The 26,762-nt window shown below is 62.0% G+C and carries 29 protein-coding genes and 1 tRNA gene; 27 read left to right on the top strand and 3 right to left on the bottom strand.

Annotated elements, in window-relative coordinates; genetic code table 11:
- The first annotated feature begins 230 nt into the window (after nucleotides 1-230).
- Nucleotides 231-320, top strand: a tRNA-Ser gene (locus tag HNO82_RS00265).
- Nucleotides 321-642: 322 nt separating this feature from the next.
- A complete protein-coding gene (locus tag HNO82_RS00270; RefSeq protein ID WP_175342393.1) occupies nucleotides 643-2,388 on the top strand; it encodes a GGDEF domain-containing protein in 1,746 nt (581 codons plus the stop codon).
- A gap of 3 nt (nucleotides 2,389-2,391) precedes the next feature.
- On the opposite strand, the gene HNO82_RS00275 is transcribed toward HNO82_RS00270, so the two are convergent.
- Nucleotides 2,392-3,414: a LacI family DNA-binding transcriptional regulator gene (locus tag HNO82_RS00275; RefSeq protein ID WP_175342394.1), complete on the bottom strand. Its 1,023-nt coding sequence runs from the start codon at nucleotides 3,412-3,414 to the stop codon at nucleotides 2,392-2,394.
- A 99-nt stretch (nucleotides 3,415-3,513) separates the two neighbouring features.
- On the bottom strand, nucleotides 3,514-3,939 hold the full coding sequence (locus HNO82_RS00280; protein ID WP_008327948.1) for a MarR family winged helix-turn-helix transcriptional regulator: 426 nt from the start codon (nucleotides 3,937-3,939) through the stop codon (nucleotides 3,514-3,516).
- 137 nt (nucleotides 3,940-4,076) lie between these two features.
- On the opposite strand from HNO82_RS00280, the gene HNO82_RS00285 reads away from it, so the two are divergent.
- From HNO82_RS00285 to HNO82_RS00290, 3 genes are all read left to right on the top strand, one after another.
- Nucleotides 4,077-5,291 (top strand): HPP family protein, encoded by a 1,215-nt coding sequence (locus HNO82_RS00285; protein ID WP_175342395.1) that lies wholly within the window; start codon nucleotides 4,077-4,079, stop codon nucleotides 5,289-5,291.
- Between the two features lie 72 nt (nucleotides 5,292-5,363).
- The gene (locus tag HNO82_RS22335) at nucleotides 5,364-5,489 is read left to right on the top strand and encodes a hypothetical protein (RefSeq protein ID WP_008327951.1); all 126 of its coding nucleotides are present in this window, start codon (nucleotides 5,364-5,366) and stop codon (nucleotides 5,487-5,489) included.
- Between the two features lie 382 nt (nucleotides 5,490-5,871).
- On the top strand, nucleotides 5,872-6,090 hold the full coding sequence (locus HNO82_RS00290) for a DUF1289 domain-containing protein (RefSeq protein ID WP_034350195.1): 219 nt from the start codon (nucleotides 5,872-5,874) through the stop codon (nucleotides 6,088-6,090).
- A gap of 7 nt (nucleotides 6,091-6,097) precedes the next feature.
- Here HNO82_RS00290 and HNO82_RS00295 read toward each other — a convergent pair whose 3' ends face one another.
- Nucleotides 6,098-6,736 carry a Maf-like protein gene (locus tag HNO82_RS00295; protein ID WP_175342396.1) on the bottom strand — a complete coding sequence of 213 codons (639 nt, stop codon included), beginning with the start codon at nucleotides 6,734-6,736 and terminating at the stop codon, nucleotides 6,098-6,100.
- 190 nt (nucleotides 6,737-6,926) lie between these two features.
- Here HNO82_RS00295 and HNO82_RS00300 point away from each other — a divergent pair, with 190 nt between their 5' ends.
- The 22 genes from HNO82_RS00300 to nagZ all read left to right on the top strand — a co-directional run bounded on the left by HNO82_RS00300 (nucleotide 6,927) and on the right by nagZ (nucleotide 26,753).
- The gene (locus tag HNO82_RS00300) at nucleotides 6,927-7,424 is read left to right on the top strand and encodes a YceD family protein (RefSeq protein WP_217509765.1); all 498 of its coding nucleotides are present in this window, start codon (nucleotides 6,927-6,929) and stop codon (nucleotides 7,422-7,424) included.
- Nucleotides 7,425-7,538: 114 nt separating this feature from the next.
- Nucleotides 7,539-7,721, top strand: a complete 183-nt coding sequence (gene rpmF / locus HNO82_RS00305) for a 50S ribosomal protein L32 (RefSeq protein ID WP_006463510.1) — start codon at nucleotides 7,539-7,541, stop codon at nucleotides 7,719-7,721.
- Between the two features lie 220 nt (nucleotides 7,722-7,941).
- Complete coding sequence (gene plsX, locus HNO82_RS00310) at nucleotides 7,942-9,039, top strand: phosphate acyltransferase PlsX (RefSeq protein ID WP_008327966.1); 1,098 nt, start codon at nucleotides 7,942-7,944, stop codon at nucleotides 9,037-9,039.
- A gap of 17 nt (nucleotides 9,040-9,056) precedes the next feature.
- Nucleotides 9,057-10,043, top strand: coding sequence for a beta-ketoacyl-ACP synthase III (locus HNO82_RS00315; RefSeq protein ID WP_088753655.1), 987 nt, complete (start codon nucleotides 9,057-9,059; stop codon nucleotides 10,041-10,043).
- Nucleotides 10,044-10,133: 90 nt separating this feature from the next.
- Nucleotides 10,134-11,066 (top strand): ACP S-malonyltransferase, encoded by a 933-nt coding sequence (fabD, locus tag HNO82_RS00320; protein WP_145602580.1) that lies wholly within the window; start codon nucleotides 10,134-10,136, stop codon nucleotides 11,064-11,066.
- Nucleotides 11,063-11,818: a 3-oxoacyl-ACP reductase FabG gene (gene fabG / locus HNO82_RS00325; RefSeq protein ID WP_088753657.1), complete on the top strand. Its 756-nt coding sequence runs from the start codon at nucleotides 11,063-11,065 to the stop codon at nucleotides 11,816-11,818. The genes fabD and fabG overlap by 4 nt, the downstream gene beginning before the upstream one ends.
- A gap of 163 nt (nucleotides 11,819-11,981) precedes the next feature.
- Nucleotides 11,982-12,221 (top strand): acyl carrier protein, encoded by a 240-nt coding sequence (gene acpP, locus HNO82_RS00330; RefSeq protein ID WP_006463505.1) that lies wholly within the window; start codon nucleotides 11,982-11,984, stop codon nucleotides 12,219-12,221.
- Nucleotides 12,222-12,254: 33 nt separating this feature from the next.
- A complete protein-coding gene (gene fabF / locus HNO82_RS00335; protein ID WP_008327974.1) occupies nucleotides 12,255-13,496 on the top strand; it encodes a beta-ketoacyl-ACP synthase II in 1,242 nt (413 codons plus the stop codon).
- An 87-nt stretch (nucleotides 13,497-13,583) separates the two neighbouring features.
- Nucleotides 13,584-14,081 carry a protein YgfX gene (locus tag HNO82_RS00340; protein ID WP_175342397.1) on the top strand — a complete coding sequence of 166 codons (498 nt, stop codon included), beginning with the start codon at nucleotides 13,584-13,586 and terminating at the stop codon, nucleotides 14,079-14,081.
- A 91-nt stretch (nucleotides 14,082-14,172) separates the two neighbouring features.
- Nucleotides 14,173-14,775, top strand: a complete 603-nt coding sequence (rpoE, locus tag HNO82_RS00345; protein WP_006463502.1) for an RNA polymerase sigma factor RpoE — start codon at nucleotides 14,173-14,175, stop codon at nucleotides 14,773-14,775.
- Between the two features lie 76 nt (nucleotides 14,776-14,851).
- Nucleotides 14,852-15,547 carry a sigma-E factor negative regulatory protein gene (locus HNO82_RS00350; protein WP_175342398.1) on the top strand — a complete coding sequence of 232 codons (696 nt, stop codon included), beginning with the start codon at nucleotides 14,852-14,854 and terminating at the stop codon, nucleotides 15,545-15,547.
- 1 nt (nucleotide 15,548) lies between these two features.
- Complete coding sequence (locus HNO82_RS00355) at nucleotides 15,549-16,595, top strand: MucB/RseB C-terminal domain-containing protein (RefSeq protein WP_034350198.1); 1,047 nt, start codon at nucleotides 15,549-15,551, stop codon at nucleotides 16,593-16,595.
- A 14-nt stretch (nucleotides 16,596-16,609) separates the two neighbouring features.
- The gene (locus HNO82_RS00360) at nucleotides 16,610-18,088 is read left to right on the top strand and encodes a DegQ family serine endoprotease (protein ID WP_175342399.1); all 1,479 of its coding nucleotides are present in this window, start codon (nucleotides 16,610-16,612) and stop codon (nucleotides 18,086-18,088) included.
- A 120-nt stretch (nucleotides 18,089-18,208) separates the two neighbouring features.
- On the top strand, nucleotides 18,209-18,481 hold the full coding sequence (locus HNO82_RS00365; protein ID WP_008327979.1) for a glutaredoxin family protein: 273 nt from the start codon (nucleotides 18,209-18,211) through the stop codon (nucleotides 18,479-18,481).
- A 153-nt stretch (nucleotides 18,482-18,634) separates the two neighbouring features.
- The gene (gene lepA, locus HNO82_RS00370) at nucleotides 18,635-20,428 is read left to right on the top strand and encodes a translation elongation factor 4 (RefSeq protein WP_175342400.1); all 1,794 of its coding nucleotides are present in this window, start codon (nucleotides 18,635-18,637) and stop codon (nucleotides 20,426-20,428) included.
- Between the two features lies 1 nt (nucleotide 20,429).
- Nucleotides 20,430-21,344 carry a signal peptidase I gene (gene lepB, locus HNO82_RS00375; RefSeq protein WP_008327982.1) on the top strand — a complete coding sequence of 305 codons (915 nt, stop codon included), beginning with the start codon at nucleotides 20,430-20,432 and terminating at the stop codon, nucleotides 21,342-21,344.
- 195 nt (nucleotides 21,345-21,539) lie between these two features.
- The gene (rnc, locus tag HNO82_RS00380; RefSeq protein WP_034350201.1) at nucleotides 21,540-22,517 is read left to right on the top strand and encodes a ribonuclease III; all 978 of its coding nucleotides are present in this window, start codon (nucleotides 21,540-21,542) and stop codon (nucleotides 22,515-22,517) included.
- Complete coding sequence (gene era, locus HNO82_RS00385) at nucleotides 22,514-23,443, top strand: GTPase Era (protein WP_034350203.1); 930 nt, start codon at nucleotides 22,514-22,516, stop codon at nucleotides 23,441-23,443. The genes rnc and era overlap by 4 nt, the downstream gene beginning before the upstream one ends.
- A gap of 101 nt (nucleotides 23,444-23,544) precedes the next feature.
- A complete protein-coding gene (gene recO / locus HNO82_RS00390; RefSeq protein ID WP_175342401.1) occupies nucleotides 23,545-24,387 on the top strand; it encodes a DNA repair protein RecO in 843 nt (280 codons plus the stop codon).
- A gap of 164 nt (nucleotides 24,388-24,551) precedes the next feature.
- Nucleotides 24,552-25,325 (top strand): pyridoxine 5'-phosphate synthase, encoded by a 774-nt coding sequence (gene pdxJ / locus HNO82_RS00395; protein ID WP_175342402.1) that lies wholly within the window; start codon nucleotides 24,552-24,554, stop codon nucleotides 25,323-25,325.
- Between the two features lie 10 nt (nucleotides 25,326-25,335).
- On the top strand, nucleotides 25,336-25,728 hold the full coding sequence (gene acpS, locus HNO82_RS00400) for a holo-ACP synthase (RefSeq protein ID WP_008327987.1): 393 nt from the start codon (nucleotides 25,336-25,338) through the stop codon (nucleotides 25,726-25,728).
- Entirely contained in the window at nucleotides 25,725-26,753 is a 1,029-nt protein-coding gene (nagZ, locus tag HNO82_RS00405; RefSeq protein ID WP_175342403.1) for a beta-N-acetylhexosaminidase, read from the top strand. Before acpS ends, nagZ begins: the two co-directional genes overlap by 4 nt.
- Nucleotides 26,754-26,762 lie beyond the last annotated feature (9 nt).

Consider the following 26,762-nt stretch of genomic DNA (forward strand, 5'->3'; position numbering starts at 1 on the left):
GGCGAAATAGTTTACGGATGCTAGAAGTGATTTATGACAAGATGATGATAAGCAATTCAGCTTTATGCTTTTATGTGTGAACTTTGCTTCCTTTAGTCTGTCCGGCGGCAGAAGCAATGACGGGAAGATAATTTTTTTGAATTTTTTTAAAAAATAGTTTCACTCTGAAAATAGTTCTGCTATAGTCGCTGTCTTCGCTGCACCACGCAGTGAAACGACCGAAGTTGACCGGAGAGGTGGCAGAGTGGTCGAATGTACCTGACTCGAAATCAGGCGTACGGTTTCCCGTACCGTGGGTTCGAATCCCACCCTCTCCGCCAGTTGGCTTGCAGGTTGTAGCAGTTGTAGAGATAAGGCTCTGATTTTGTCAGGGCCTTATTTTTTTGCCCGTCGGTTCCGCGCGGGGCGCATTGCGTTGCCGCGACTGTCATTTCCTGCGTAGTGGATGTTTTTCGAGGGGGAGAACATCGTGTGCGCACCAGGCTCGTCCCATCTGCCGGGAGGGCTTTCCCGGTTTCGTGGCGTCGCCGCGATAGTCTGGTCAACATTTCTTCCCGCTCGCGATCTGGCCGCGCCGTCCTTGGCTGCAGCTTGATATATTCGTCTCATGTATCTGCGTTTGCTTTTCATGGCGGGCTCATCATGTCCCTGAATCGTCTGTTCCGTCTGATCTCGATTGCCTTGCTGACGCTGTTTCTGGCGTTCGCGCTAGCGCTGGTCTGGATGGAGTGGAATACCTATCGCAGCGGTGCCAACAGTGTGCCGGCCCTGCGCAAGCTGCGCCTGGCTCTGCTGGCCATGGAAAAGATTTCCGCCGAGCGCGGCCCGGCCAATGCCGCCATGGGAGCGGGAGCGCCCCTTGCGGCGCCACTGCAGGCCAGGCTGGCCAATGCCCGTACCCAGAGCGATGCGGCTCTCAGTCAGTTGCGCACGGCGCTGGAGGCCGATCCGCGGCTGCGCCAGTCATGGGCCTTGGACAAGGTGCGCCTGGTCCAGCAGGGACTGGGCCCGGCGCGCGCCAATGTCGACCGGGTGGCGCATTTGGCGCCGCAAGATCGCAGCGACGTGCTGGTGGTGGCCGCCGTGAGCAGCATGGTCGATCTGCTGCCGCTGATGGTGCGCGTGGTCAGCGATCTGAGCAACGAGGCTGACCGGGCCGATCCCTTGCTGCGTGATGGCCTCTCGGCCGTGCGCGCGGTCGCCAGCCTGCGCGAATATGCCGGTCAGGTGGGATCCCGTTTCGTCGCACCCCTGATCGCGCATCGCCAGCTGACCCAGGATGAAGTCATCGAGATCGGGCGTCTCTACGGGCGCATCGAGTTGCTGCGGACCTTCATTGCCGGGCAGGTGGCCAGTTACAGTCGCGATCCCGCATTCGCCTCGGCCGTGGACAGGGTGGAAAAGGAATATTTCGACAGCGGCTTCCAGTTCCTCGATTTTTTGCTGCAGATCGGGCTCAAGGCCGGTGAATATGGCGTCACGCCCGACGATCTTCTCAAATTCTACGTCCCCCAGATGGCGTCCATCACCGATCTGCGCGACCTGCTCATGAGTGATCTGCTGGAGCAGGCCGAGCGCCACAGCACCCGTGCCCGCGACCTGCTGATCCTGGTGGTAAGCCTGACTTTGCTGGCCTGCCTGTTCTTCCAGATGCTCATGGTGCTTATCGCGCGACGCGTGGTGCGTCCGCTGGTGCAGGCCACCGATCTGGTCGCGGGCCTGGTGGAGGGCAAGCTGGAGCAGGAGATTCCGCAGGCGCGCCATCAGGATGAAATCGGCGCCATGATGCGCGCCTTGCACGTGCTCAAGCAGCGCATGGGTGAGCGCAACAGCCTGGCCAGGGAGCGTGAGGCTCTGATCACGCAATTGCAGGCTTCTTCCAACACCGATTTCCTGACTGGTGTGCTGAACCGGCGCGCCTTCTATACCCATGCCGACCAGCAGTTGGGTGTGGCGCGGCGTTACGGACGGGCGGTGTCGGTGGTGCTGTTCGATATCGACCACTTCAAGCGTATCAACGATACCTACGGCCACCAGGCCGGCGATGCCATCCTGATCGGGGTGAGCCAGTGCGTGGCGCAGTCGCTGCGCAAGGTCGATGTGCTGGCGCGCTACGGCGGCGAGGAATTCATCATCCTGCTGCCCGAATCCGACCTGGTGCAGGCCGCCGCCGTGGCCGAGAAGCTGCGCGCGGCGCTGCAGGCGCGCGTGTTCGAGGTCGAGCAGGAGCGGCGGATCACGGTCACGGCCAGTTTCGGTGTGGCGGCCCTGACCGCTGGCGAGGCGCTGGACCGACTGACCAAGCGTGCCGATATCGCCCTCTATCGGGCCAAGCGTCTGGGGCGCAATCGGGTCGAACTGGCGGGCGAAGAGCTGGAAGAGCCCTGAGCCTCAGGCGCTGTCGCGTTCCAGGATGCAATAGCCGAGGTCGCAGGCGGGCTGCGGGACTGGCTGGCCGTCGAAGCGGGTGAGCAGCATCTCGGCCGCCGTCAGGCCAATCTGGTGCGCACTGATCTGCACCGTGGTGAGCGCGGGCAGGACTTCGGTTGCGATCTCCAGATTGGCAAAACCGGCCAGCGCCATGCGCTGCGGTACCGCGATGCCGCGTCGCGCGCATTCCAGCGCGGCGCCGGCGGCCATGACGTCGTTGCTGAAGAAAGCGGCCTCGATGTCAGGTTGCAAGGCCAGGAGGCGACCGAGGGTTTCGCGCCCGGCCTGCAGGAAGCTGCCTATCGGCACCACCAGGTGCACCGGCTCGGGCGTGCCCTGCGCCAGCAGGGCAGCACGCATGCCGGCAAAACGCGCCAGGCCGCGGGGGTCGTCGCCGCCCACGAAGGCCATGCGGCGATAGCCCTTGCGGACCAGATACTCGCCCATGGCCTGCCCGGCGGCGTGGTTGTCAAAGCCCACCAGCATGTCGATGGGCTGCGTGCTCCAGTCCCAGGTTTCCACCACCGGAATGCCGGCCGCCTTGAGGCGCTGGCGCGTGCGCAGCGAATGCTGCACGCCGGTCAGCACCAGGCCATCGACGCGGCGGCCGATGAAGGCTTCCACCAGGCCGGTTTCCGCTTCTTCCGAATAATTGGTCTGTCCCAGCAGCAACTGGTAGCCCTGCAGGCTCAGTTGCTCGGACAGGCCGCGCACGGTCTCGGCAAAGATCGAATGGCTGATGGTCGGCACGATGGCCGCCACGATGCGCGTGCGGCGCGAGGCCAGCCCGCCGGCCAGCATGTTGGGAATGTAGCCCATGCTGCTGATGAAGGCTTCGACCCGTTCGCGCGTAGCGGGGGAGACCTTTTCAGGCGTATTGATGACCCGCGAAACCGTGATGTGCGACACCCCGGCGGCGCGCGCCACGTCTTCCTTGGTGATGGCGCGAACGGGCGCGGCGGCGGGGGCAGTTTTGCGGGTCATTGGAGCACGAGATGAGAAATTGTCGCCAGCATAACAGCAGCTTGCCCCGATCGGGCTGCGGACATCCACAAGCCCGCTTGCGCCGACTCGGCCACCGGGTCAGTCGCGGTCGTTGAAGGCCGAGATGTACGATACCTGGAACACGCCTGACAGCGACTGCAATTCATCGCGGTGCAACTGCGCCAGGCGATGCAGGTATTGCTCGCCCAGCGCGGTCAGGCGCACCTGGACCAGGCGCTTGTCGCGGTCGTCCGGGGTGCGCGTGACCAGTCCGGCTTTCACGCAGCGCGTTACCAGCGCCACCACGCCATGATGCTGGGCCTGCAGGCGCTCGGCCAGTTCGCTGATGCTGGCCCAGTCGCGACCGGGATAACCCTTGATGTGCAGCAGCAACAGGTATTGCAGCGGCGTGAGCCCTTCGCTTTGGGCGGCATCTTCCGAAAAGCGCAGGAAACGGCGCAATTGGTAGCGAAATTCCGACAGGGCCTCGAAATCATCCTTTTGCAGGCGGGGCGCGGCGCTCATCGGAACAAGCCTGGGCAGTGAGGGGGAACGGAGAGCGGTAAGCAGGACATATATATCATCTTGTGATGTAATTGCGGTGTTGGTGCGGGCGCTGTCACGCCACGCGCCGTGTTGAGAACCGTCGTCACGGAACGGATATGCCCGATTCTATCTTGCTGTGGTTGAAAAGTTTTATTCCTGCCAAGTCCAACGTCGATCGCTTCGAGCGCATGCGTGCGTGTGCCGGCAGTCTGTTCGGCATTCTGCTGGTCGGCCTGATCAGCTATGCGCTGCTGCCGCACGAAGCACACACCATCTGGCTGATCGCGCCGATGGGGGCGTCGGCGGTGCTGCTCTTTGCGGTCCCCTCCAGTCCTCTGGCGCAGCCCTGGTCGATCATGGGCGGCAACCTGTGGGCGGCGCTCATCGGCGTGACCTGCGCGAAGCTGGTGCAGGAACCGGCCTTGGCGGCGGCGCTGGCCATTGCCTTGGCCATCGGCGGCATGTTCGTGCTGCGCTGCATCCACCCGCCCAGCGGGGCGGTCGCCCTGACCGCGGTGCTGGGCGGGCCGGTAGTGCATGACATGGGCTATGCCTTCGTGCTTTCGCCGGTGCTGCTCAATTCGGCGCTGCTGCTGGCTGCGGCCCTGTTCTACAACAATGCCAGCGGGCGCCGCTATCCGCATGCCCAGCATAGCGCTGCGCCCCATCCGCACCAGACGTGGGATGAATTGCCGATGACACGGCTGGGGTTCTCGCCTGACGATCTGGACGAGGTATTGAAGAATTTCAATCAGGTGCTCGACATCGGCCGCGACGACCTGGAAGAGATCTTCCTGCAAACCGAGATGCGGGCCTATCACCGCCGCTTCGGTCAGACCCTGTGTGCGGCCGTGATGTCGCGCGACGTGGTGGCGGTGGAGTTCGCCACCGGTCTGGACGAGGCCTGGCGCCTGTTGCAGCAGCACCGACTGCGCGCCTTGCCCGTACTCGATCGCGGCCGGCATGTGATCGGCATCGTCAGTCGTACCGACTTCCTCGACCATGCCGGTGTGGAAGTGCACACCGGGCTGGCGGCGCAATTGCGCCGCTTGTTGCACCGGGTGCCGTTCTCCCATTCGGACAAGCCCGAAGTCGTGGGGCAGATCATGAGTCGACCGGTCATCACCGCCCGGGTCGATACGCCCTTGCTGGAGCTGGTGCCGCGCATGGCCGATGGGCTGCATCAGATTCCGGTCGTGCAGGCCGACGGCAAGCTGGCTGGCATGCTGACCCAGTCGGACATGATCGCCGCGCTCTACGAGAAAAACCTGGATGCCGCGCGTGCCGTACCGGCATCTGGCGTACTGGGCAGCCTGCGCAGCGCCGCCTGATCGGCTTGACAGGCGGGCAGGGCAGGCGGAAGGTGGCATTCTGTGCAAGAGAATTCATTCCGGGAGGCTGTGATGAGAACGAATGCGCTGATTTTGCTGGTATCCGCTCTGCTGTTGCTGCAAGCCTGTGACCGCAAGGGCGGCAATCCGCCCAGGCCGGTGACCTCTGCTGCGCAAGGTGTCTGGTTCGCAGCGTGAAGGGGCGAAGGGGCGCAGGGGTGGTGCCGTTGTGGCACAGTTCGGAGGTGAGATATGAGAGGCGTGAATATCTGCTATTGCCACAATAAAGCAGACTCCGTCGGGGTGCATCGCTATAGTTGCACCTGTCTCCTCCAATCTCCTCCTTAAGAAATTGGATTCAAGCCCGCACCTCATGGTCGCGGGCTTTTTTTTGTCTGTTGATTCGGGCGTGGAGCTCAAGGGGGGGGCGGCTTTGCCTATCCCTTCGATCAGCAGGGGGGGGGGCGTCACCGGTTCTTGGTAAGATGGGGGACTCGCAGCCTTTGCAAGTGAAGGTTTTTTCCGGATGCCGGGCAATTCGCTTGTCCCATGCTTCATCTTCCCTATTCAGATTCGCTCAATGTCTTCCAGCTCTCTTTCGCCGTCCGCCGTCTCATCCGCGCCCGAGCGCCCCGACACGCCTTGCGTGGCCGTGTGCTCCACCACCTTCGACGATGTCTGCCGCGGCTGCGGCCGTACCGTCGATGAGGTGGCGCAATGGGTGTTCATGGACAAGGAGCAGCGCGAAGTGGTCTGGCAGCGCATCCTGGCCGAAGGTTACCCGCGCCGCAATTACTGAGCTGCAATTACTGAGCCGCGTCAGCGGCGGCGAAGAAGCTCACGCCGGCCCGTCGCAGCATGCTGGTCAGGGTGATCAGGGGCAGCCCGGTGAGGGCGGTGGGATCGTCGCTGCGGATGCTCTCCAGAATGGCAATGCCCAGGCCTTCGTTCTTGGCGCTGCCGGCACAGTCGTAGGGTTGCTCGATCTTCAGATAGGCATCCAGCTCGGTGTCATCCAGATCGCGGAAGCGTACCAGCGTCTGCACATTAACTACTTGCGCCGCCGCAGCAGCATCACGCTGGCGGCTATCCCACAGGCACAGCGCCGTGTGAAAAATGACTTCGCGCCCGCGCATCAGTTGTAATTGTTTTAAGGCATTGGCGTGGTTGCCGGGCTTGCCGATTTGCAGGCCGTCCAGCGTGGCGACCTGGTCCGAGCCGATCACCAGGGCCGGGCCGACGCGCGCAGCAATGGCGGCGGCCTTGTCGCGTGCCAGGCGCAGGGCGGTGGCTTCGGGTGTTTCGCCAGGTTGCGGGGTTTCGTCGATGTCCGGTGCCATGCTCTCGAAGGGCAGGCCGAGGCGGCTCAGCAGTTCTTTGCGATAGACCGAACTGGAGCCGAGGATGAGCCGTAGTGGCGAGAGGTTGGTGTGATTTTGCGACATATCGGCAGCGGTGAGTGTGATGTTGTTGGCAAGTAAAACCCGGATTTTGGCCGAAAAACCTCGCCCAAGCGGCTTTATTGCCTCCCGAGGCGAATTTTTTTGCGCGTCAAACGCAGGTGGCGCGCTAAGGCTTTGACTGGTAAGGAAATTTTCTGTTATCATCGCAGGTTTTCCGGATTCTGCTTTGGCTATGAATGCATTTGTTATCGACGCGTTCGAATTCTGCAGGCTGAAACAGCAGGCGCAGGGTGAGATTCCGGTTGCTGAATTAGGTCGTCTGGCGCAAGAGACGGTTGACCGTTCCGGCACGATTCACTGGGCTCTGTCCGGCGATATCGACAAGCTGGGGCATGCTCAACTCAGTCTGGCAGTGTCGGGTGCAGTTAATCTGATCTGTCAGCGTTGCCTGACGGCATTGAATTTCGAGATTGATTCGAAGTCGCTGCTGGTATTGGCAAAAGATGAGGCGCAAGCCGACACCATCGAAGAACTGCTGGACGATGACGAGATCGATGTCATCGTCGGATCAGCCGCCTTCGACGTGAACTACCTGATCGAAGACGAAGCGTTGCTGGCCTTGCCGGTGGCGCCCAAGCATGACGTCTGTCCGGATGGTAGCGTGGCGGCCGAGGCCAAAGGTGCTGAACGGGCTTCCCCGTTTGAGGTACTGAAGAAGTTAAAGCAGTAACAAGTATTGTTGGGGAATGTCTGGCAAAGGCCGGGCAGCGGCACAGCGGGTTTACCTAAAACGGGAATCCTATGTGTTAAAATTTTCAATCTTAAGTAAGGTTTAGGAGTAATCATGGCCGTTCAACAGAACAAAAAGACCCCGTCCAAGCGCGGTATGCACCGTGCACACGACTTTCTGACTGCACCCCCGCTGGCTGTGGAGCCGACGACTGGTGAAACCCACCTGCGTCACCACATCAGCCCCAACGGTTTCTACCGTGGTCGCAAGGTGTTGAAGACCAAGAACGACGAGTAATCTCATTCATTGAGCTTGCTGTTTTTGGAGAAAAGCGGCGCAATGAGCTTCTGTTTCAGGAGGTTCATTTTGCGCCGCTTTTTTATGTCCGCGGCATCTGTCAGCGGACCCGCCTGCCTGCTTGCGTGAAGCTTCATCTGGCGCGCTGACCTAGTGTGCGATTTTGAAGGCTCTCCAATCTGCCTCATAATGTGGGCTGGCAAGGCTCAGAATCAAATCGATGACCATCAAAATTTCAATCGACTGCATGGGTGGCGATCATGGCCCGTCAGTCACGCTCCCGGCCGCTGCCTCCTTCCTCAAGCGCCAACCTGATGCAGAGCTGATCCTGGTCGGCCAGGAAGCCGTGCTGCAGCCGCTGCTGAAGAAATACAAGCTGGCCGGCGAAACCCGCATCCGCATTCACAACGCCACCGAAGTGGTGACCATGGACGACCCGATCGAGGTCGCCCTGCGCCGCAAGAAGGATTCTTCCCTGCGCGTGGCCGTGACCCTGGTCAAGGAAGGGCAGGCCCACGCCGCCGTCTCGGCCGGTAACACCGGCGCCCTCATGGCGGTCTCGCGCTACGTATTGAAAACCCTGCCGGGCGTGGACCGTCCGGCCATCTGCACCATCCTGCCCAACCAGAAGGATGGCCCCACCTATATGCTCGACCTCGGCGCCAACGTCGACTGCGAGCCACAGCATTTACATCAATTTGCACTCATGGGCTCGGCCCTGGTGGCGGTCATGGAAGGCAAGGCCAAGCCGACCGTGGGCCTGCTGAACGTGGGTGAGGAAGACATGAAGGGCAACGAGCTGGTCAAGGCGACCGCCGGCCTGCTGCGCGCCGATCATGAGAAGGGTATTCTCAACTTCTACGGCAACGTGGAAGGCAATGACATCTTCGAAGGCACGACCGACCTGGTGGTGTGCGATGGTTTCGTGGGCAACGTGACCCTGAAAGCCTCCGAAGGGCTGGGGCGCTTCGTCAAGCAGGTGCTCACCAGCGAATTCAAGAAGGGCTTGATCAACAAGCTCGGCGCCCTGATTGCCTATGGCGCCATCAAGGCACTGTCGCGCCGCCTCAACCCTTCCCGCTACAATGGCGCCAGTTTGCTGGGCCTGAAGGGCCTGGTCTTCAAGAGCCACGGCGGGGCCGATGTCTATGCTTTCGAATGGGCCATCCGCCGCGCCTATGACGCGGCCAAGTATGATGTGCTCGCCCGTATTGCCGCCAGCATGGCGGAGCTGATGCCCCAGGAGCAGGGGCGCACGGCCGAGGCCGCTGCCAAGGCTTTCGAGCCGGCACCGGTCTCCCTGGATCAACCGAACTAACAGAGCAAGAAGACGGCATGACCACTTACAGCAAAATCGTCGGCACCGGCAGCTACCTGCCGGCCAAGCGCGTGACCAACCATGAGCTGGCCGCGCAGCTGGCCGAGCAGGGCATCGAGACCTCGGACGAATGGATCGTCACGCGCAGCGGCATTTCCGCGCGCCACTATGCCGAACCGGACCAGCTCTCCAGCGACCTCGCCCTGCAGGCGGCGCAGCGCGCCCTGGAAGCGGCCGGCATGCAGCCCAATGACATCGACCTGATCATCATGGCCACCTCCACCCCGGATCACCTGGGTGGCTTCCCGAGCACCGCCTGTGTGGTCCAGCGCAAGCTGGGCATCACCAATGGCGCGCCGGCCATGGATGTGCAGGCCGTCTGCAGCGGTTTCGTCTACGCCATGTCGGTGGCAGACAGCTTCATCAAATCGGGTGCTCACAAGAACGTCCTGGTCATAGGCGCCGAAGTGTTCTCGCGCATTCTGGATTTCAAGGATCGCACTACCTGTGTGCTCTTCGGCGACGGCGCCGGCGCCATCGTCATGAGCGCCTCGCAGGAGCCAGGCGTGCTGGCGACCAAGCTGCACGCCGATGGCAGCCATGGCCACATCCTGTGCGTGCCGGGCAGTGTCAACAATGGCACCGTCGCTGGCAGCGCCTACCTGTACATGGACGGCCCGGCGGTCTTCAAGCTGGCCGTTTCGCTGCTGGACAAGGTGGCGCGCGAAGCGCTGGAAGCGGCCCGGATGCAATCCACCGAGGTCGACTGGCTGGTGCCGCACCAGGCCAATATCCGCATCATGCAGGGCACGGCCAAGAAGATGGGCCTGCCGCTGGAAAAGATGGTGGTCACCGTGGCCGAACACGGCAATACCTCGGCAGCCTCGATTCCCTTGGCGCTGGACCAGGCGGTGCGCGATGGTCGCATCCAGCCGGGCCACACCGTCATGATGGAAGGCGTCGGCGGCGGCTTCACCTGGGGCGCCGTGCTGGTGCGCATGTAAAGCGGGCAGGGAGGGGCTGCTGATGCAGTCCTTTCGTTCACTGGCTTCATCGATTTCCTGCATTTTCATCCAATTTACCTACATCCAAGCATGACAACATTTGCTTTCGTTTTCCCGGGCCAGGGTTCGCAGGCCATCGGGATGCTCAATGGCTTCGCCGACAATGAAGTCGTTCGCCAGACCGTCGCTGAAGCTTCCGACGCACTGCAATTCGACCTGGGCAAGCTCATCGCTGAAGGTCCCAAGGAAGACCTGGACCTGACCACCAACACCCAGCCCGTCATGCTGACGGCTGCCGTGGCCTTCTATCGCGCCTGGCTGGCCGCAGGCGGCAAGGCACCGGCACTGGTCGCCGGCCACAGCCTGGGCGAATACTCGGCGCTGGTCGCCGCTGGCGTGATCGCCTTCAAGGATGCGGTGCCGCTGGTGCGCTTCCGCGCGCAAGCCATGCAGGAAGCCGTGCCGGTCGGGCAGGGCGGCATGGCGGCCATTCTCGGCCTGTCCGATGAGGATGTGCGTGCGGCCTGCGCCGAAGCGGCACAAGGTGAAGTGGTCGAAGCCGTCAATTTCAACGCCCCCGCACAAGTCGTGATCGCCGGCCACAAGGCTGCTGTCGGTCGTGCCTGCGACATCGCCAAGGCCAAGGGTGCCAAGCGCGCATTGCCGCTGCCGGTGTCGGCGCCGTTCCACTCCTCGCTCTTGAAGCCCGCTTCGGATCGCCTGCAAGCGTATCTGGCCAACGTGGCGTTTTCCGCCCCGCAGATCCCGCTGATCAACAACGTCGACGTGGCCGTGGTCAATGATCCGGCTGCCATCAAGGATGCCCTGGTGCGCCAGGCGGCCGCGCCCGTGCGCTGGGTCGAGACGGTGCAGAAGATGGGCGCCGACGGCGTCACCCACCTGATCGAATGCGGTCCGGGCAAGGTGTTGACCGGCCTGACCAAGCGCATCAATGGCGATCTGGTGGGTGAGGCCATCGTCGACCAGGAATCCCTGAACAAAGTATTGGAGTTGCTGAAATGAGTGCACAGAATCTGCAAGGCCAGGTTGCCCTGGTGACCGGCGCGTCGCGCGGTATTGGCCGAGCCATCGCTACCGAGCTGGCAAAGCAGGGCGCCAAGGTGGTCGGTACGGCCACCTCGGAATCGGGTGCGGCCGCCATCAGCGAGTACCTGGCAGCATTGGGACCGGAAGCCGGTCGCGGAGCGGTCTTGAACGTCAACGACGCAGAAGCCAGCGTGGCCCTCGTGGAGCAGGTGCAGAAGGAATTTGGCGCACTCTCCATCCTGGTCAACAATGCCGGCATCACCCAGGACCAACTGGCCATGCGCATGAAGGACGAGGAGTGGGACAGCGTCATCGCCACCAACCTGACCGCCGTCGGCCGACTGTCGCGCGCCGTGCTGCGCGGCATGATGAAGGCCCGTACCGGCCGCATCATCAACATCACTTCCGTGGTGGGCGAGGCCGGCAACCCCGGCCAGATGAACTATGCTGCCGCCAAGGCCGGCGTGGCTGGCATGAGCCGCGCGCTGGCGCGCGAGATCGGCAGCCGCAACATCACCGTGAACTGCGTCGCGCCCGGTTTCATCGATACCGACATGACCAAGGCGCTGAACGAACAGCAGTCCGCCGCCATCCTGCAGCAGATCCCGCTGGGGCGCCTGGGCGCCGCAGAGGAAATCGCCTATGCGGTGGCCTTCCTGGCCTCCCCGCAAGCGGCCTACATCACCGGTACGACGCTCAATGTCAATGGCGGCATGTACATGGGTTAAGTAAGTCTTGAGGGCTTGATTCAAGTCCTTTTGACGACTTTTGTTTGCAGTTAAGCTGGACTTGGCACAATCTTGCCAGGAATAGTTAAAAGTAAATTTTCCGCGCGCAAACCTGCTAAAATGCGCGCACTTTTGTAACCTATCATCCCTCTGGAGGAACACTATGTCCGATATCGAACAACGCGTGAAGAAGATCGTCGCTGAGCAACTGGGCGTCGCCGAAGCCGACATCAAGAACGAATCGTCGTTCGTGGACGACCTGGGCGCCGACTCGCTGGACACCGTCGAGCTGGTCATGGCACTGGAAGATGAGTTCGAAATGGAAATCCCCGACGAACAAGCTGAAAAGATCACCACCGTGCAACAGGCGATCGACTACGCAAAGTCGCAAGTCAAGGCCTGATAAGGGTTTTGGTCAAAGTTTCAGGAGAATTGCTTGAGCCGTACTCGTGAACGTCGTGTAGTCATTACCGGCCTGGGATGTATCTCGCCTGTCGGCAACAACGTCGCCGATACGTGGAGTGCCATCAAGGAAGGCAAGTCCGGCATCGCTACCGTCACCAAGTTCGACGCAACCCCCTTCACCACGCACTTCGCCGGTGAAGTCAAGGGCTTCAATATCGAGGATTACATCCCCGCCAAGGAAGCGCGTCATATGGATACCTTCATTCACTATGGCATGGCCGCCGGTATCCAGGCCATGCAGGACAGTGGATTGACGGTGACCGATGAGAATGCCGAGCGCATTGGCGTCATGATCGGTTCGGGCATTGGCGGCTTGCCGCTGATCGAAGAAACCCACGCCGAACTGACCAACCGTGGTCCGCGCCGCATCAGTCCCTTCTTCATTCCGGCCTCGATCATCAACATGATCTCGGGCAACTTGTCCATCAAGTTCGGTCTGAAGGGCCCCAACCTGGCCATCGTCACCGCCTGCACCACCGGCCTGCATTGCATCGGCTCTGCCGCACGCATGATCATGTACGGTGATGCGGACGTAATGGTGGCCGGCGGCGCCGAATCCAGCGTTTCGCCGCTGGGCATCGGTGGTTTTGCTTCGGCGCGCGCACTGTCGACCCGCAACGATGATCCTGCGACCGCGTCCCGCCCCTGGGACAAGGATCGCGACGGCTTCGTGCTGGGCGAGGGTGCCGGCGTGATGGTGCTCGAAGAGTACGAACACGCCAAGGCCCGTGGCGCCAAGATCTATGCAGAACTGCTCGGCTTCGGTATGAGCGGCGATGCCTACCACATGACTGCGCCCAACCTGGATGGTCCGCGCCGCTGCGTGCTCAATGCACTGCGCGACGCCGGCGTCAATCCGGATGAAGTGCAGTACCTGAACGCGCACGGTACGTCGACCCCGCTGGGCGACAAGAACGAATCCGACGCGATCAAGGCCGCATTCGGCGACCATGCCTACAAGATGGTTGTCAATTCGACCAAATCCATGACCGGTCACCTGCTGGGTGGTGCCGGTGGCCTGGAAACGGTGTTGACCGTGCTGGCAGTGCACAATCAGGTGTCGCCGCCGACGATGAACATCTTCAACCAGGATCCGGAGTGCGATCTGGATTACTGCGCCAACCAGGCGCGGGACATGAAGATCGATATTGCCGTCAAGAACTCCTTCGGGTTCGGCGGCACCAACGGTACCCTGGTCATCGGCAAGATGTAAAATGCAAGACCCGGCTTCTTCGGAAGCCGGGTTTGTCGTTTTAACGGCGCTCATTGTATGGATGGCGCTCCTTGCTCCGGGTATCTCATGTCGATCGCAGTTTCCGCGGATATCAAACCTTCCCGCCTGCTTTTGTTGGTCACTGTCCTCGCCTGTCTGTGCGTGGCGCTCACTGGTGTCGCGCTGGCCTTCGGGATGCCGGGTTCGCTCTCCTGGGTGTTGCGCATCGCCCTGGCCGTGGCCTGCGTGCTGGCCGCCGCCCTCGCGCTGGTGCTGGTGTTGCGGGACCGCAAGGTCATCTGGCTGCATATCTCCGGCACCGGGCAGATCCGTGTGGTGGAGCACCTGCTTCCCTCGGCGCGCGCCAAGCCGCAAGTCATGAAAGCTGGCCTGGCCCAGCTGCTGGCCGGCAGTACCATCTGGCCAGGAATGCTGTTTCTGCGCCTGCGCCTGGAAAACGGCAGGACGCGCACCATCCCCATCCTGACGGATTCGGTCTCCGAAGATACATTCCGTGCACTTTCCGTGGCATGTCGTTGGCTGATCAGTCACAATACCGCCAAGGCAAGGCTGCTGGAAAAATAAGGCTGACGGGCTTGAAAATTGCCGAGCTGGAAGCATCTGCACGAGGCAATGACGATAAAACAACACGGCCATAAAAAACAAGGAACCCGGTTTGACGACAGAACGCGAAATTGACCAACAGCTTGTTGAGCGCGTCCAGCGTGGCGACAAGAAGGCGTTCGAGCTATTGGTAGTCAAGTATCAACGCAAGCTGATGCGCCTGGTGTCGCGCCTGGTGCGTGACCAGGCCGAAGCCGAAGACGTGGTGCAGGAAGCCTTCATCAAGGCCTATCGTGCGCTGCCGCAATTCCGTGGGGATTCTGCCTTCTATACCTGGCTTTACCGTATCGGTATCAACACTGCAAAGAACTATTTGGTCACCATGGGGCGCAGGGCGCCAACTTCGACAGAAGCAGATGCAGAAGAAGCTGAAACTTTTGACGATGCAGACCATCTGAGGGACATCAACACTCCAGAGTCGATGTTGGCCACCAAGCAGATTGCTCAGACGGTCAATGTGGCAATGGAGGCATTGCCGGAAGAATTACGTACTGCCATCACGTTGCGCGAGATCGAGGGGTTGAGCTACGACGAGATTGCAGATGCGATGAATTGTCCGATCGGCACCGTGCGCAGCCGTATTTTCCGCGCGCGGGAAGCAATTGCCGAGAAGTTGCGTCCACTGCTGGATACGGCGGCGGACAAGCGCTGGTGATGAGGCCACAAGCCTGTTGTTAAAAAGAAAATAATAAAGCGGGTATGGAACTAAGATATTTGCCGGGTGACTGCACATGGATACCAAAGTAACGACCAAAGAACAGATCTCAGCCCTCGCCGATGGTGAGCTGGGTTCTGAAGAAATGACCCTTGCCTTCGCGGCCCTGCGTTCTTCCAGGGACGCCCGGGACGCATGGGAGGATTACCATCGCATCGGCGAGGTGCTGCGTTCGGAGGAGATGGATGTCTCCCTGAGTGCCGGCTTCTCGGCCAGGATGAGCGCCTTGCTCGATGCGGAGCCGACCATCGTCGCGCCTCAGGCTGCGGCGGCCCAGCCGTCCGTGGCTGCGCCAGCCGTCCAGCCGGTGGTCACGGCCAAGGTTGCCGCCAATGGTGACCACCGCGCAAGCCGTCCCGGTCGCCTGGTGCGTTTGCTCATGCCCAGTGCTGCCGCGGCGGCAGCGGCCGTGGCAGCGGTGTTCGTGGCCATGCCGCAGCAGGCGGTGGTGACGGCCGATGCCAAGATGGCCGCTCCGGTGGCGCAGGTGGCTTCGGTGCCGGTCAACGTGCCCTCGGCCATTGCCACCGTCGCCGAGACCAATGGCAATCCGCAGAACGTGAACCAGCTGAGCTCGCTGGCGCAGCAGGGTGAAGTCAAGCGCGATCCGCGCATCGACGACTACCTGTTTGCCCATCAGCGTTTCTCGCCTTCCTACAGTTCGGCGCAATACGCCCGTTCCGCAGCCTTCTCCTCGGACGCAGACAAGTAAGATGTCTCTGACGGGGCGTCTGTACGGCGTACTGTGCTTGCTGACCACGTTGTTGGGGTTCTCCTTGGCGCCATCCGCTGAAGCGGCGGATGGCGTTTCAGCAACTGTGGTCAGCGAAGCCTCCACTTCTTCCGAATTGCTGGCGCAACTGCAAAAAATGCAGTCTGCCGCCCGGCGACTCAATTATTCCGGCAGTTTCGTCTACCAGCAGGCCGCGCAGATGCGCAGTTCGCGGGTCACTCACGTGGTGGTCGGCAAGAGTGAGCTGGAAAAACTCGAATTGCTCGACGGCAAGCCGCGCGAATTCGTGCGCGACAACGAGCAGGTGGCCAGTTACGATCCCGACCAGCGCATCGTGCGCAGGGAGCGGCGGGTCACGCGCGACACCTTCCCGGCCATCATCGATGCCCGCCCGGAAGAGTTGGCGCGCTTCTACCGGCTTGCCTCCGATGGCGACGAGCGCGTGGCCGGTCGCAGTTGCCGGGCCATCGTGCTGGCCCCGCGCGACAAGCTGCGCTACGGTTATCGATTCTGCGCCGACCAGGCCACCGGCCTGCTGTTGCGCGCGCAGACGCTGGATGGCCGGGGCGAGGTGATCGAACAGATTGCCTTCACCCAGATCGACATCGGGGCCATTGATCGCGCCCGGGTCAACCCCACTTACAAGGACACGCGCGGCTGGCGCATCGAGAAAGAGGCCATGGTCCCGGCCGATTTGTCGGCCTGGCAGGTCGCGCCGCCGCCCGGCTTTCGCAAGATCCAGCAGGTACGGCGCATGATTTCCGATAGCGGTGAGCCTGGTGCGGCACCGGCCCAGAATCGTCCGTCCGAGCGCGAGGTCTTGCAGATCGTGTTTTCTGACGGGCTGGCCGCCATTTCGGTCTTCATCGAGCCGGGCAGTCAGGGCCGCGAAGAGGGTACGATGCAGCAGGGCGCCATGAATATCCTGGGGCGTCGCCAGGGCGATTACTGGCTGACCGTCGTGGGAGAAGTCCCCGCCGCTGCGATCAGTCAGGTGGCCAATTCCATTGAACTGAAATCCAAATAAAAGAGACCGTTGCAATGATTTCCATGAAGAACACCCTGGTCAGCACCATGCTGGCCGCTTCCGTCCTTGCTGCTGCCCCGGCCGTGCAGGCGGCGCCCCCGGTGGCCTCGCCTGCGGTGGCGGCGCTGCCTGATTTCGCCGACATCGTCGAGCGCACCGGCCCGGCCGTGGTGAACATCCGTACCACCGAGCGCGTGCGCCAGAATGCGCAGGGGCAGGGTGGCATGGATGATCCGGAAATGCAGGAATTCTTCCGCCGCTTCTTCGGCATCCCCATTCCGCGCCAGCAGCAGCCGGGCACCCCGCGCGGCAACGGCAAGCAGGGCGGTCAGGGCCAGCAGGAAGAAGTGCCGCGTGGCGTGGGTTCCGGCTTCATCATCTCGGCCGACGGTTTCATCATGACCAATGCGCACGTGGTCGATGGTGCCAGCGAGGTCTATGTGACCCTGACCGACAAACGTGAATTCAAGGCCAGGATCGTCGGCTCGGATGCGCGTACCGATGTCGCCGTGCTCAAGATCGATGGCAGCAATCTGCCGCGCCTGAACATGGGGGACTCCGACAAGATCCGCGTGGGTGAATGGGTGCTGGCCATCGGCTCGCCCTTCGGCCTGGAAAACACCGTCACGGCCGGCATCGTCTCGGCCAAGGCGCGCGATACCGGCGACTACCTGCCGCTGATCCAGACCGACGTGGCGGTCAATCCCGGCAACTCGGGTGGTCCGCTGATCAACCTGAAGGGCGAAGTGATCGGCATCAATTCGCAGATCTACAGCCGTTCCGGTGGTTTCATGGGCATCTCCTTTGCGGTGCCCATCGATGAAGCATTGCGCGTGGCCGACCAGTTGAAGACCAGCGGGCGCGTGACACGTGGCCGTATCGGCGTGCAGATCGGCGAAGTGACCAAGGATGTGGCCGAATCGCTGGGCCTGGCGCGCGCCCAGGGCGCCCTGGTACAGCGGGTGGAAGCCGGTGGCCCGGCAGAGAAGGCCGGTCTGGAAGCGGGTGACATCATCCTGAAGTACAACGGTGCGACCATCGAGCGTCCCAGCGACCTGCCGCGCATGGTCGGCTCCACCAAGCCGGGTGCCAAGGCGACCGTCAATATCTGGCGCAAGGGCAGTGCCCGCGATGTCACCGTGACCGTGGTCGAGCTGGAAGCCGACAAGCCCAAGCAGGCCGAGGAAAAGAAGGCCAAGCCCGACAATGCCCCCAATGCCCTGGGCCTGGTGGTGAGCGATCTGAGCGACGCGCAGAAGAAGGACCTGAAGGTCGATAATGGCGTGCTGGTGGAAGCCGTCAGCGGTGCAGCTGCCGCAGCCGGCATCCGTCCGGGCGACGTGATCCAGCGTCTCAACGAAGTCGATATCAACGACAGCAAGCAGTTCGCCCAGCTGGTGGCCAAGCTCGATGCCAAGAAGCGCGCGGCCGTGCTGGTGCGCCGTGGCGACGCCTCGCAGTTCGTGCCGCTGCGTCCGAACGGCGGCAACTGAGGCGGGAAGTCTTCCCGAAAAATTGCCAGAAACTTCAGCATGAAGGCTGCGGTTCCTCGGGACCGCAGCCTTTTTCCTTGGCGATCCGCCGTGCCGAGGAAAAAACTTTCATATGAGCCTATGACCACCCCTCATCCCTTGCACTTCATCATCTATTCGCGCAGCTACTGCCATCTGTGCGAAGACCTGCGCGATGCCCTGCGCCAGGCCCTGGGAGCGACGCCCGCCAGTATCGAGATGATCGATGTCGATGCCGACGAGGCGCTGGTCGCCCGCTATGACGAACTGGTGCCGGTGCTGATGGGGCAGGGTGGCGATGGCCAGTGGGTGGAGTTGTGTCATTACCATCTCGATCTGGCCCGGCTTCAGGCATTTGTTGTCGAAATGAAATAAGTCCCGGTCTCAGGACGCGCGGCCCGCCACCGGAAAGTCGGGCTTGTCCCGGTGAATTCCGGTAAAATGCCGGGTCGAATAAGCTGTTGCAAAGGCGCTCGGCTGGGCAAGGCCCGCTACAGAGCGCCTTTTTTCATCGTTTCCAGTCTGTTAATGAACAATATCCGTAATTTCTCGATCATCGCCCACATCGATCACGGCAAGTCCACGCTCGCCGACCGCATCATCCAGTTGTGCGGGGGCTTGTCCAACCGCGAGATGGAAGCCCAGGTGCTGGATTCGATGGATATCGAGCGCGAGCGCGGCATCACCATCAAGGCCCAGACCGCAGCCCTGTCCTACAAGGCCAAGGATGGCCAGATCTACAACCTCAATCTGATCGATACCCCGGGTCACGTCGACTTCAGCTATGAAGTCTCGCGTTCGCTGTCGGCCTGCGAAGGCGCACTGCTGGTGGTGGACGCTTCGCAAGGCGTGGAAGCGCAGACCGTGGCCAACTGCTACACCGCCCTGGACCTGGGCGTGGAAGTGGTGCCGGTCTTGAACAAGATCGACCTGCCCTCCGCTGATCCGGACAACGCCAAGAGCGAGATCGAGGACGTCATCGGCATCGATGCGGCCGACGCCACCCCCTGCTCGGCCAAGACCGGCCTGGGTGTGGAAGAGGTGCTGGAAGCCATCGTGGCCAAGGTGCCGGCGCCCAAGGGCGATCCGGATGCGCCGTTGCAGGCGCTGATCATCGATTCCTGGTTCGACAACTACGTCGGGGTGGTCATGCTGGTGCGCATCGTCAATGGCACCCTGCGTCCCAAGGACAAGATCCTGTTGATGGCCACCGAAACCCAGTACCTGACCGAAAGCATTGGCGTGTTCACGCCCAAGTCGCAATCGCGTGAAGCCTTGACGGCAGGGCAGGTCGGTTTCGTCATCGCCGGCATCAAGGAACTGAAGTCCGCGCGCGTGGGCGACACCATCACCGTGGCCGGCAAGCCGGCCGCGGCACCGCTACCGGGTTTCAAGGAAGTGCAGCCGCAGGTGTTTGCGGGTCTGTTCCCGGTGGAAGCCAACCAGTACGACGCCCTGCGCGACTCGCTGGAAAAGCTCAAACTCAACGACGCTGCGCTGATGTATGAACCGGAAGTGTCGCAGGCGCTGGGCTTCGGTTTCCGCTGCGGCTTCCTGGGCCTGTTGCACATGGAAATCGTGCAGGAACGCCTGGAGCGCGAGTTCGACATGGACCTGATCACTACCGCGCCGACGGTGGTGTATGAAGTGCAGCAACGCGACGGTACCATGCTGATGGTGGACAACCCGTCGAAGATGCCGGAAGTCTCCAAGATCGAAGAGATTCGCGAACCCATCGTCACCGTCAACCTGTACATGCCGCAGGAATACGTGGGCTCGGTCATCACCCTGTGCACGCAGAAACGCGGCATCCAGATGAACATGAGCTACCACGGCAAGCAGGTGCAGCTGACCTACGAAATGCCGATGGCCGAAATCGTGCTGGACTTCTTCGATCGCCTCAAGTCCACCTCGCGCGGCTACGCTTCCATGGACTACGAGTTCAAGGAATACCGCGCGGCAGACGTGGTCAAGGTCGACATGCTGATCAACAGCGAGAAGGTCGATGCGCTGGCCATCATCGTGCACCGTGCCGCGGCCCAGATCCGCGGTCGCCAGGTGGCGGCGAAGATGCGTGAACTGATCCCGCGCCAGATGTTCGACGTGGCCATTCAAGCGGCCATCGGTGCCACCATCATCTCGCGTGAAAACGTCAAGGCCATGCGCAAGAACGTGCTGGCCAAGTGCTATGGCGGTGACATCTCGCGCAAGCGCAAGCTGCTCGAAAAGCAGAAGGCCGGCAAGAAGCGCATGAAGCAGGTGGGCTCGGTCGAAATCCCGCAGGAAGCATTCCTGGCAATCTTACAAGTGGAAGATAAATAACATGCAGGCTTTGTTGGGCAACTTCGCACTCATTCTGTTCGTCCTGATGCTGGTGACCGGCGTCATCTGGTTCGCAGACACCTTCTTCCTTGCCAAGCAGCGCCGCGCCCGTGCCGATGCCGCCCTGGCCGAGTTCGACGCCCGCGTGGCGCGCGACGAGGCGCAAGGCATCAAGCGCGATGGCAGCGTCGCCGCCAGCCGTGCCGACTTGCAGGCCCATCATCTGAAGCAGCCGGCCTGGATCGAGTATTCGGGCAGCTTCTTCCCGGTGATCGCGCTGGTGTTCTGCCTGCGCTCTTTCCTGTATGAGCCGTTCAAGATCCCGTCCAGCTCGATGGTGCCGACCCTGCAGGTGGGCGACCTGATCCTGGTGAACAAATTCACCTACGGTATCCGCCTGCCCATCATCAACAAGAAGATCATCGACGTGGGCCAGCCGCAGCGCGGCGATGTCATGGTCTTCAAGTACCCCAAGGATCCGTCGGTGGACTACATCAAGCGCGTGGTGGGCGTGCCCGGTGATAAAATAGTCTATGAAAACAAGCGCTTAACGGTGAATGGTGAACAAATTTCTTATAAAGCGCTGCCGGATTATCTGGACGACGAAAATCTGACGTACTATAAGCAGTGGCAGGAAAACCTGACCGGCGTGGAACACAAGATTCTGACCGATGAGCGTGCTCCCAACTTCGTGCCCAATCCCGATGCCTTCCCGCATCACGAGCTGTGCACCTACAACGCCGAAGGTTTCGCCTGCACGGTGCCGCCCGGCGAGTATTTCATGATGGGAGACAACCGGGACAACAGCCTCGACAGTCGTTACTGGGGCTTCGTACCGGACCAGAACATCGTCGGCAAGGCCTTCTTTGTCTGGATGAACCTGGGCGATATCAAGCGGATCGGCAGCTTCCACTAAAAGTGCGCCGCATCCTGGTCCAGCAGCTTTCGTAGTTTTCGCGGTTTCCAACTGGCAACTTCGCATTGTGGAGGCAGACCCGGAGCAGTTTTCAGCTTTGCTTTGAACCGATCCCGCTGACTGGTCAGGCTGGTAATCCCCGATCCACGCGCCGCTGCGCGTATCGGGGCGGCAGACTGAATGACGGATGAAAAAATGGATCCTCAACTCTTGCAACAACGGCTAGGCCACAATTTCAAGGATGCTTCGCTCCTGCAGCAGGCCTTGACCCACCGTAGCCATAGCGCCTTGCATAACGAGCGGCTGGAATTCCTCGGCGATTCGGTGCTGAACTGCGTGGTGGCCTCGCTGCTCTTCGAACGTTACGACAAGATCGACGAAGGCGATCTCTCGCGCCTGCGTGCCAATCTGGTCAAGCAGCAATCCCTGTATGAAATCGCCCAGCGGCTGGAGCTGTCGCAGTTCCTGCGCCTGGGCGAGGGCGAGCTGAAGTCGGGCGGTTTCCGCCGTCCCTCCATCCTCGCCGATACCCTGGAAGCGCTCTTTGGCGCCATCTTCCTCGATTCCGGCTTCGAGGCGGCACGTGCGGTGATCCGCTCGCTCTACGTCCCCGTGCTGGAACACGTGGATCCCAAGACCCTGGGCAAGGATGCCAAGACCCTGTTGCAGGAATTTCTTCAGGGCAAAAAGATTCCGCTGCCGCAGTACAACGTCATCGCCACGCACGGCGCCGCCCACAGCCAGGAATTCGAGATCGAATGCCTGGTCCCCAAGCTGGACATTCAGGTCTTCGGTACCGGCGGCAGCCGCCGTGCCGGTGAACAGGCCGCCGCCAAGCTGGCCCTGGAAGCGGTGCAACTGGCGCTGGCCAAGACCCCTTCGGCCGGCCGCAAGCCGCGTACCCGCACCACCCAGTTGAAGCTGGCCGGCATTGCCACCATTCAGCCGGATGCGCCGGAGCACGACAGCGGCAAGGGCAATCGTTCCGAGGCCTCGACGGTCAATGGCAGCAAGCCGGCCAAGCCGGTGAAGGAGCCGAAGGAAACCAAGGAGCAGAAGGGCGCGCCGGTCACGGCCCGCAACGACGGCAAGAATACCGGCGACCGCACTGAAACGGTCGCAGCAGAACCCATTTCGGCGGCTTCATCCGCCTCGCAATCCAGAACAGCATGACAGACTCCCCCATGGCCGACGACGCGTCGGCGCAGACCCCTGATGACGATTACCGTTGCGGCTACATCGCCATCGTCGGTCGTCCCAACGTCGGCAAGTCGACCCTGATGAACGTACTGGTCGGCGCCAAGGTCAGCATCACCTCGCGCAAGGCCCAGACCACGCGCCACCGCATCACCGGCATCCAGACCATCGAGAATACCCAGTATGTCTATGTGGATACGCCGGGCTTCCAGACCCGCCACAGCAACGCGCTCAACAAGACCCTGAATCGCACCGTCACCAATACCCTGACGGCAGCCGACGTGATCCTGTTCGTGATCGAAGCCGGTACCTTCGGCCCGGCCGACAAGCAGGTGCTCGATCTCCTGCCGGCCAACGTGCCCTGCATCCTTGTGTTGAACAAGGCCGACCGCAACAAGGACAAGACCACGCTCATGCCCTTCGCCCGCGAAGTGGCTTCGCACCATGATTTTGCCGCCGTGGTGCCGGTCTCGGCCAAGCAGCGTTTCCAGCTGGACCGCCTGCAGGAAGAGGTACGCAGACTGCTGCCGCAGAATCCGCCGATGTTCGATGAAGACGACATCACCGACCGCAGCGAGAAATTCCTGGCCTCCGAAATCGTGCGCGAGAAGGTGTTCCGCTTCGTCGGCGAAGAATTGCCCTACACCAGCACGGTGCTCATCGAGAAATTCGAACAGGAAGGCAACCTGCGCCGCATCTTCGCCGCCATCCTGGTCGAGCGCGACACCCACAAGGCCATGGTGATCGGCCAGAAGGGCGCGCGACTCAAGGAAATCTCCACCCAGTCGCGGCTGGACATGGAGCGCCTCTTCGGCGGCCCGGTCTATCTGGAGATCTGGGTCAAGGTCAAATCGGGCTGGGCTGACAACGAAGCCGGCCTGCGCGCCTACGGCTACGAATGAGCCGGCGTGCGGCCCTCTGCAGGCTGCGCTGAATTCCTGCATCATCATGGCATTACGCCGCGCCTCAACGACGTGGCTTCACGCTTTCAGGACGGATATCCATGACCACCATGCTCAACGAATCCCCGCTGGCCAGCCAGGTTGTTGATCCGGCAGTGCCGCAGGCGCCTGCCAGGGCGCCGGCGCGCAAACCGGCGGCACCGCGCGCGCGCAGCCGCGCCGTGCCGGAGAAGGAGCACAAGGTATTGGCGCAGCCGGGCTTCGTGCTGCACAGCTATCCCTACAAGGAAACCAGTCTCATCATCGACGTTTTCTCGCGCGACCATGGTCGCGTGGCGCTGGTGGCCAAGGGGGCCAAGCGTCCGCACTCCAAGCTGCGCGGTGCCTTGCAGACCTTCCAGCCGCTTTCGCTGTCGTGGAGCGGCAAGTCCGAGGTGCGTACGCTGACCGATGCCGAATGGGTCGGGGGCCTGCTGCCACTGGAGAAATCGGCACTGCTGTGCGGTTTCTACCTCAATGAACTGCTGGTCAAGCTGCTGGCGCGCGAAGATGCGCACCCGGCGCTGTTCGACCATTACGTGGCTACCCTCAACAAGTTGGCCCACGGCGAGAATGCCCCCATCGTGCTGCGCCAGTTCGAACGCCTCCTCCTGAAGCAGACCGGGGTAGCCGGCAACTGGAGCCATTGCGTGGTCAGCGGCAAGACCGTCCAGCCTGACGGTATCTACGTCGTCGATCCCGAGCAGGGTACCCGTCCGGAGCGCATTTCCGACCGCGCGCCCAAGGTCTCCGGCAAGACCTTGCTGGACATGGAGCGCGAGGACTACAGCGACCCCACCACGCAGTTGCAAAGCAAGTTCCTGATGCGCTACCTGCTGTCGCATCACCTGGGCGGTGCGCAGCTCAACACGCGCCAGATCCTGATCGACCTGATGCAGCTGTGATGGCGCGGGCGGCCTGCCTGCCGCCGGCCAGAACATGCCGCCACTTGATCCCGTCTGCCCCCGCGTGCGATCCCGAGCCGCTACAATCCGACATAGGCTGCACGGTTCTTCACGTGCAGCCTTGATCACATCCCGACATCATTCAAACGAAGCTTCCTGACACCATGAGTTTCCTGCAGCCTGCCGGCCCGGCCATCGACCTGGGCATCAACATCGATCACGTCGCCACCCTGCGCAATGCCCGCGGCACGCGTTATCCCGACCCCATCCGCGCGGCGCTGGAAGCCGAGGAAGCCGGGGCCGATGCCATCACTCTGCACCTGCGCGAAGACCGTCGCCACATCCGCGATGAAGACGTCAAGGCCATCCGCCCGCTGCTGCAGACGCGCATGAACCTGGAAGCCGCTGTCACGAAAGAGATGATCGATTTCGCCTGTGGCATCCAGCCGCAGGATGTCTGCCTGGTGCCGGAAAAGCGCACCGAAGTCACCACCGAAGGCGGCCTCGACGTGCGCGGCCATTTTGCCGATGTGCAGGCGGCGATCGTCCAGTTGCAGCAGGAGCGCATTCGGGTCTCTTTGTTCATCGATCCGGATGTCGAGCAGATCCAGGCCGCCGCAGAATCGGGCGCACCTGTCATCGAACTTCATACAGGCCGTTATGCGGACGCCACCAGCGAGCGCGAGCAGCAGGAAGAGCTGGAACGCATCCGCATCGCCGTGCAGGCGGGCGTGAAGCTGGGCCTGAAGGTCAATGCCGGTCACGGTCTGCACTACACAAACGTCCAGGCCATCGCCGCCATCCCCGAGATTGCCGAACTCAACATTGGCCATGCCGTGGTCGCCCATGCGGTCTTCGTCGGCTGGCGCAATGCGGTCTCCGAGATGAAGGCCATCATGGTCAAGGCGCGCCTGGACGCGCTCAAGGCCCGGGGCTGAGGCGCGCTGCATGATCTACGGCATCGGTACCGACATCCTTCAGATTTCCCGCCTGCAGGCCACCCTGCAACGCCACGGCGACCGCTTCGCCGCCAGGATCCTGGGCCCGCAGGAAATGGAAAAATACCTGCGCCGCAAGGCCAAGGTGGAGGCCCGTGGCATCCGCTTCCTGGCTACCCGTTTCGCCGCCAAGGAAGCCTTTTCCAAGGCCATCGGCATGGGCATGCGCATGCCCATGACCTGGCGCGCCATGCAGGTTCTCAACGCGCCCAGCGGCAAACCGGTGGTGGTGTGCAGCGGCGCCTTGCAACAATGGATGGAAGAGCAGGGCCTGAGCGCCCAGGTCTCCGTCACCGACGAGGTGGAATACGCCGTCGCCTTTGTCATCGTGGAGAAGTCATGAATCAAACCGTCAAGCCGCTCGGTCCGGTGATGCTGGATGTGGTCGGCACCCGGCTGGATGCGGCCGACATCGCACGTATCCAGCACCCGCTGACCGGCGGGGTGATCCTGTTTGCCCGCAATTACGAAAACCGTGCGCAACTGGTCGCGTTGACCAGCGCGATCCGCCAGACTCGCCCCGGCATTCTGATCGCGGTCGACCACGAAGGCGGCCGCGTGCAGCGCTTCCGCACCGACGGTTTTACGCGTGTGCCGGCCATGGGCCAGCTCGGCCAGTTGTGGGATCGCGACGTGCTGCAAGCCACCAAGGTGGCCACGGCCACCGGCTTCGTGCTGGCCGCTGAACTGCGCGCCTGTGGCGTTGACCTGTCGTTCACGCCGGTGCTCGATCTGGATTACGGCGTCTCCAGCGTGATCGGCGACCGTTCCTTCCATCGCGATCCGCGCGTGGTCACGCTCATGGCCAAGAGCCTCAATCACGGTCTGGCGCTGGCGGGCATGGCCAATTGCGGCAAGCATTTCCCCGGCCATGGTTTCGTCACGGCAGATTCGCACGTGGCCATTCCGGTGGATGAACGTCCGCTGGACGATATCCTGGGTGACGATGCCACCCCGTATGACTGGCTGGGCATGAGTCTGGCGGCCGTGATGCCGGCCCACGTCATCTATCCCAAGGTGGATGTCCAGCCGGCCGGTTTCTCCAAGGTGTGGCTGTCCATGCTGCGCGAGCGCTTCGCCTTCCAGGGCGTGATTTTCAGCGACGACCTGAGCATGCACGGCGCCAGTGTCGCCGGTGGTCCGCTGGAGGCGGCGCAAGCAGCACTGGATGCTGGCTGCGACGTGGCCCTGATCTGCAATTCACCCGAGAAGGCCGATGCCATTCTGGCCGGCCTCAAGGGCGGCACGGATGCGGCGTCTGCTGCGCGTCGCGCTACCTTGCTGCCCTGCGGCGAGGCGCTGACGTGGGAGGCGCTGCAGGCTGAGCCGCGCTATCTGGCGGCGCGCGCGCTGGTACAGCCGCTGTAAGTCTTTCGC

It is taken from the genome of Herbaspirillum sp. C9C3, from assembly GCF_013359625.1.
GTDB lineage: Bacteria > Pseudomonadota > Gammaproteobacteria > Burkholderiales > Burkholderiaceae_D > Herbaspirillum.

What these genes read in the sequence shown, in the direction of transcription:
- HNO82_RS00270 (WP_175342393.1), top strand. Translation starts at nt 643, where the DNA reads ATGTCCCTGAATCGTCTGTTCCGTCTGATCTCGATTGCCTTGCTGACG.
- HNO82_RS00275 (WP_175342394.1), bottom strand. Translation starts at nt 3,414, where the DNA reads ATGACCCGCAAAACTGCCCCCGCCGCCGCGCCCGTTCGCGCCATCACC.
- HNO82_RS00280 (WP_008327948.1), bottom strand. Translation starts at nt 3,939, where the DNA reads ATGAGCGCCGCGCCCCGCCTGCAAAAGGATGATTTCGAGGCCCTGTCG.
- HNO82_RS00285 (WP_175342395.1), top strand. Translation starts at nt 4,077, where the DNA reads ATGCCCGATTCTATCTTGCTGTGGTTGAAAAGTTTTATTCCTGCCAAG.
- HNO82_RS22335 (WP_008327951.1), top strand. Translation starts at nt 5,364, where the DNA reads ATGAGAACGAATGCGCTGATTTTGCTGGTATCCGCTCTGCTGTTGCTG.
- HNO82_RS00290 (WP_034350195.1), top strand. Translation starts at nt 5,872, where the DNA reads ATGTCTTCCAGCTCTCTTTCGCCGTCCGCCGTCTCATCCGCGCCCGAG.
- HNO82_RS00295 (WP_175342396.1), bottom strand. Translation starts at nt 6,736, where the DNA reads ATGTCGCAAAATCACACCAACCTCTCGCCACTACGGCTCATCCTCGGC.
- HNO82_RS00300 (WP_217509765.1), top strand. Translation starts at nt 6,927, where the DNA reads ATGAATGCATTTGTTATCGACGCGTTCGAATTCTGCAGGCTGAAACAG.
- rpmF (WP_006463510.1), top strand. Translation starts at nt 7,539, where the DNA reads ATGGCCGTTCAACAGAACAAAAAGACCCCGTCCAAGCGCGGTATGCAC.
- plsX (WP_008327966.1), top strand. Translation starts at nt 7,942, where the DNA reads ATGACCATCAAAATTTCAATCGACTGCATGGGTGGCGATCATGGCCCG.
- HNO82_RS00315 (WP_088753655.1), top strand. Translation starts at nt 9,057, where the DNA reads ATGACCACTTACAGCAAAATCGTCGGCACCGGCAGCTACCTGCCGGCC.
- fabD (WP_145602580.1), top strand. Translation starts at nt 10,134, where the DNA reads ATGACAACATTTGCTTTCGTTTTCCCGGGCCAGGGTTCGCAGGCCATC.
- fabG (WP_088753657.1), top strand. Translation starts at nt 11,063, where the DNA reads ATGAGTGCACAGAATCTGCAAGGCCAGGTTGCCCTGGTGACCGGCGCG.
- acpP (WP_006463505.1), top strand. Translation starts at nt 11,982, where the DNA reads ATGTCCGATATCGAACAACGCGTGAAGAAGATCGTCGCTGAGCAACTG.
- HNO82_RS00340 (WP_175342397.1), top strand. Translation starts at nt 13,584, where the DNA reads ATGTCGATCGCAGTTTCCGCGGATATCAAACCTTCCCGCCTGCTTTTG.
- HNO82_RS00350 (WP_175342398.1), top strand. Translation starts at nt 14,852, where the DNA reads ATGGATACCAAAGTAACGACCAAAGAACAGATCTCAGCCCTCGCCGAT.
- HNO82_RS00355 (WP_034350198.1), top strand. Translation starts at nt 15,549, where the DNA reads ATGTCTCTGACGGGGCGTCTGTACGGCGTACTGTGCTTGCTGACCACG.
- HNO82_RS00360 (WP_175342399.1), top strand. Translation starts at nt 16,610, where the DNA reads ATGATTTCCATGAAGAACACCCTGGTCAGCACCATGCTGGCCGCTTCC.
- HNO82_RS00365 (WP_008327979.1), top strand. Translation starts at nt 18,209, where the DNA reads ATGACCACCCCTCATCCCTTGCACTTCATCATCTATTCGCGCAGCTAC.
- lepA (WP_175342400.1), top strand. Translation starts at nt 18,635, where the DNA reads ATGAACAATATCCGTAATTTCTCGATCATCGCCCACATCGATCACGGC.
- lepB (WP_008327982.1), top strand. Translation starts at nt 20,430, where the DNA reads ATGCAGGCTTTGTTGGGCAACTTCGCACTCATTCTGTTCGTCCTGATG.
- rnc (WP_034350201.1), top strand. Translation starts at nt 21,540, where the DNA reads ATGGATCCTCAACTCTTGCAACAACGGCTAGGCCACAATTTCAAGGAT.
- era (WP_034350203.1), top strand. Translation starts at nt 22,514, where the DNA reads ATGACAGACTCCCCCATGGCCGACGACGCGTCGGCGCAGACCCCTGAT.
- recO (WP_175342401.1), top strand. Translation starts at nt 23,545, where the DNA reads ATGACCACCATGCTCAACGAATCCCCGCTGGCCAGCCAGGTTGTTGAT.
- pdxJ (WP_175342402.1), top strand. Translation starts at nt 24,552, where the DNA reads ATGAGTTTCCTGCAGCCTGCCGGCCCGGCCATCGACCTGGGCATCAAC.
- acpS (WP_008327987.1), top strand. Translation starts at nt 25,336, where the DNA reads ATGATCTACGGCATCGGTACCGACATCCTTCAGATTTCCCGCCTGCAG.
- nagZ (WP_175342403.1), top strand. Translation starts at nt 25,725, where the DNA reads ATGAATCAAACCGTCAAGCCGCTCGGTCCGGTGATGCTGGATGTGGTC.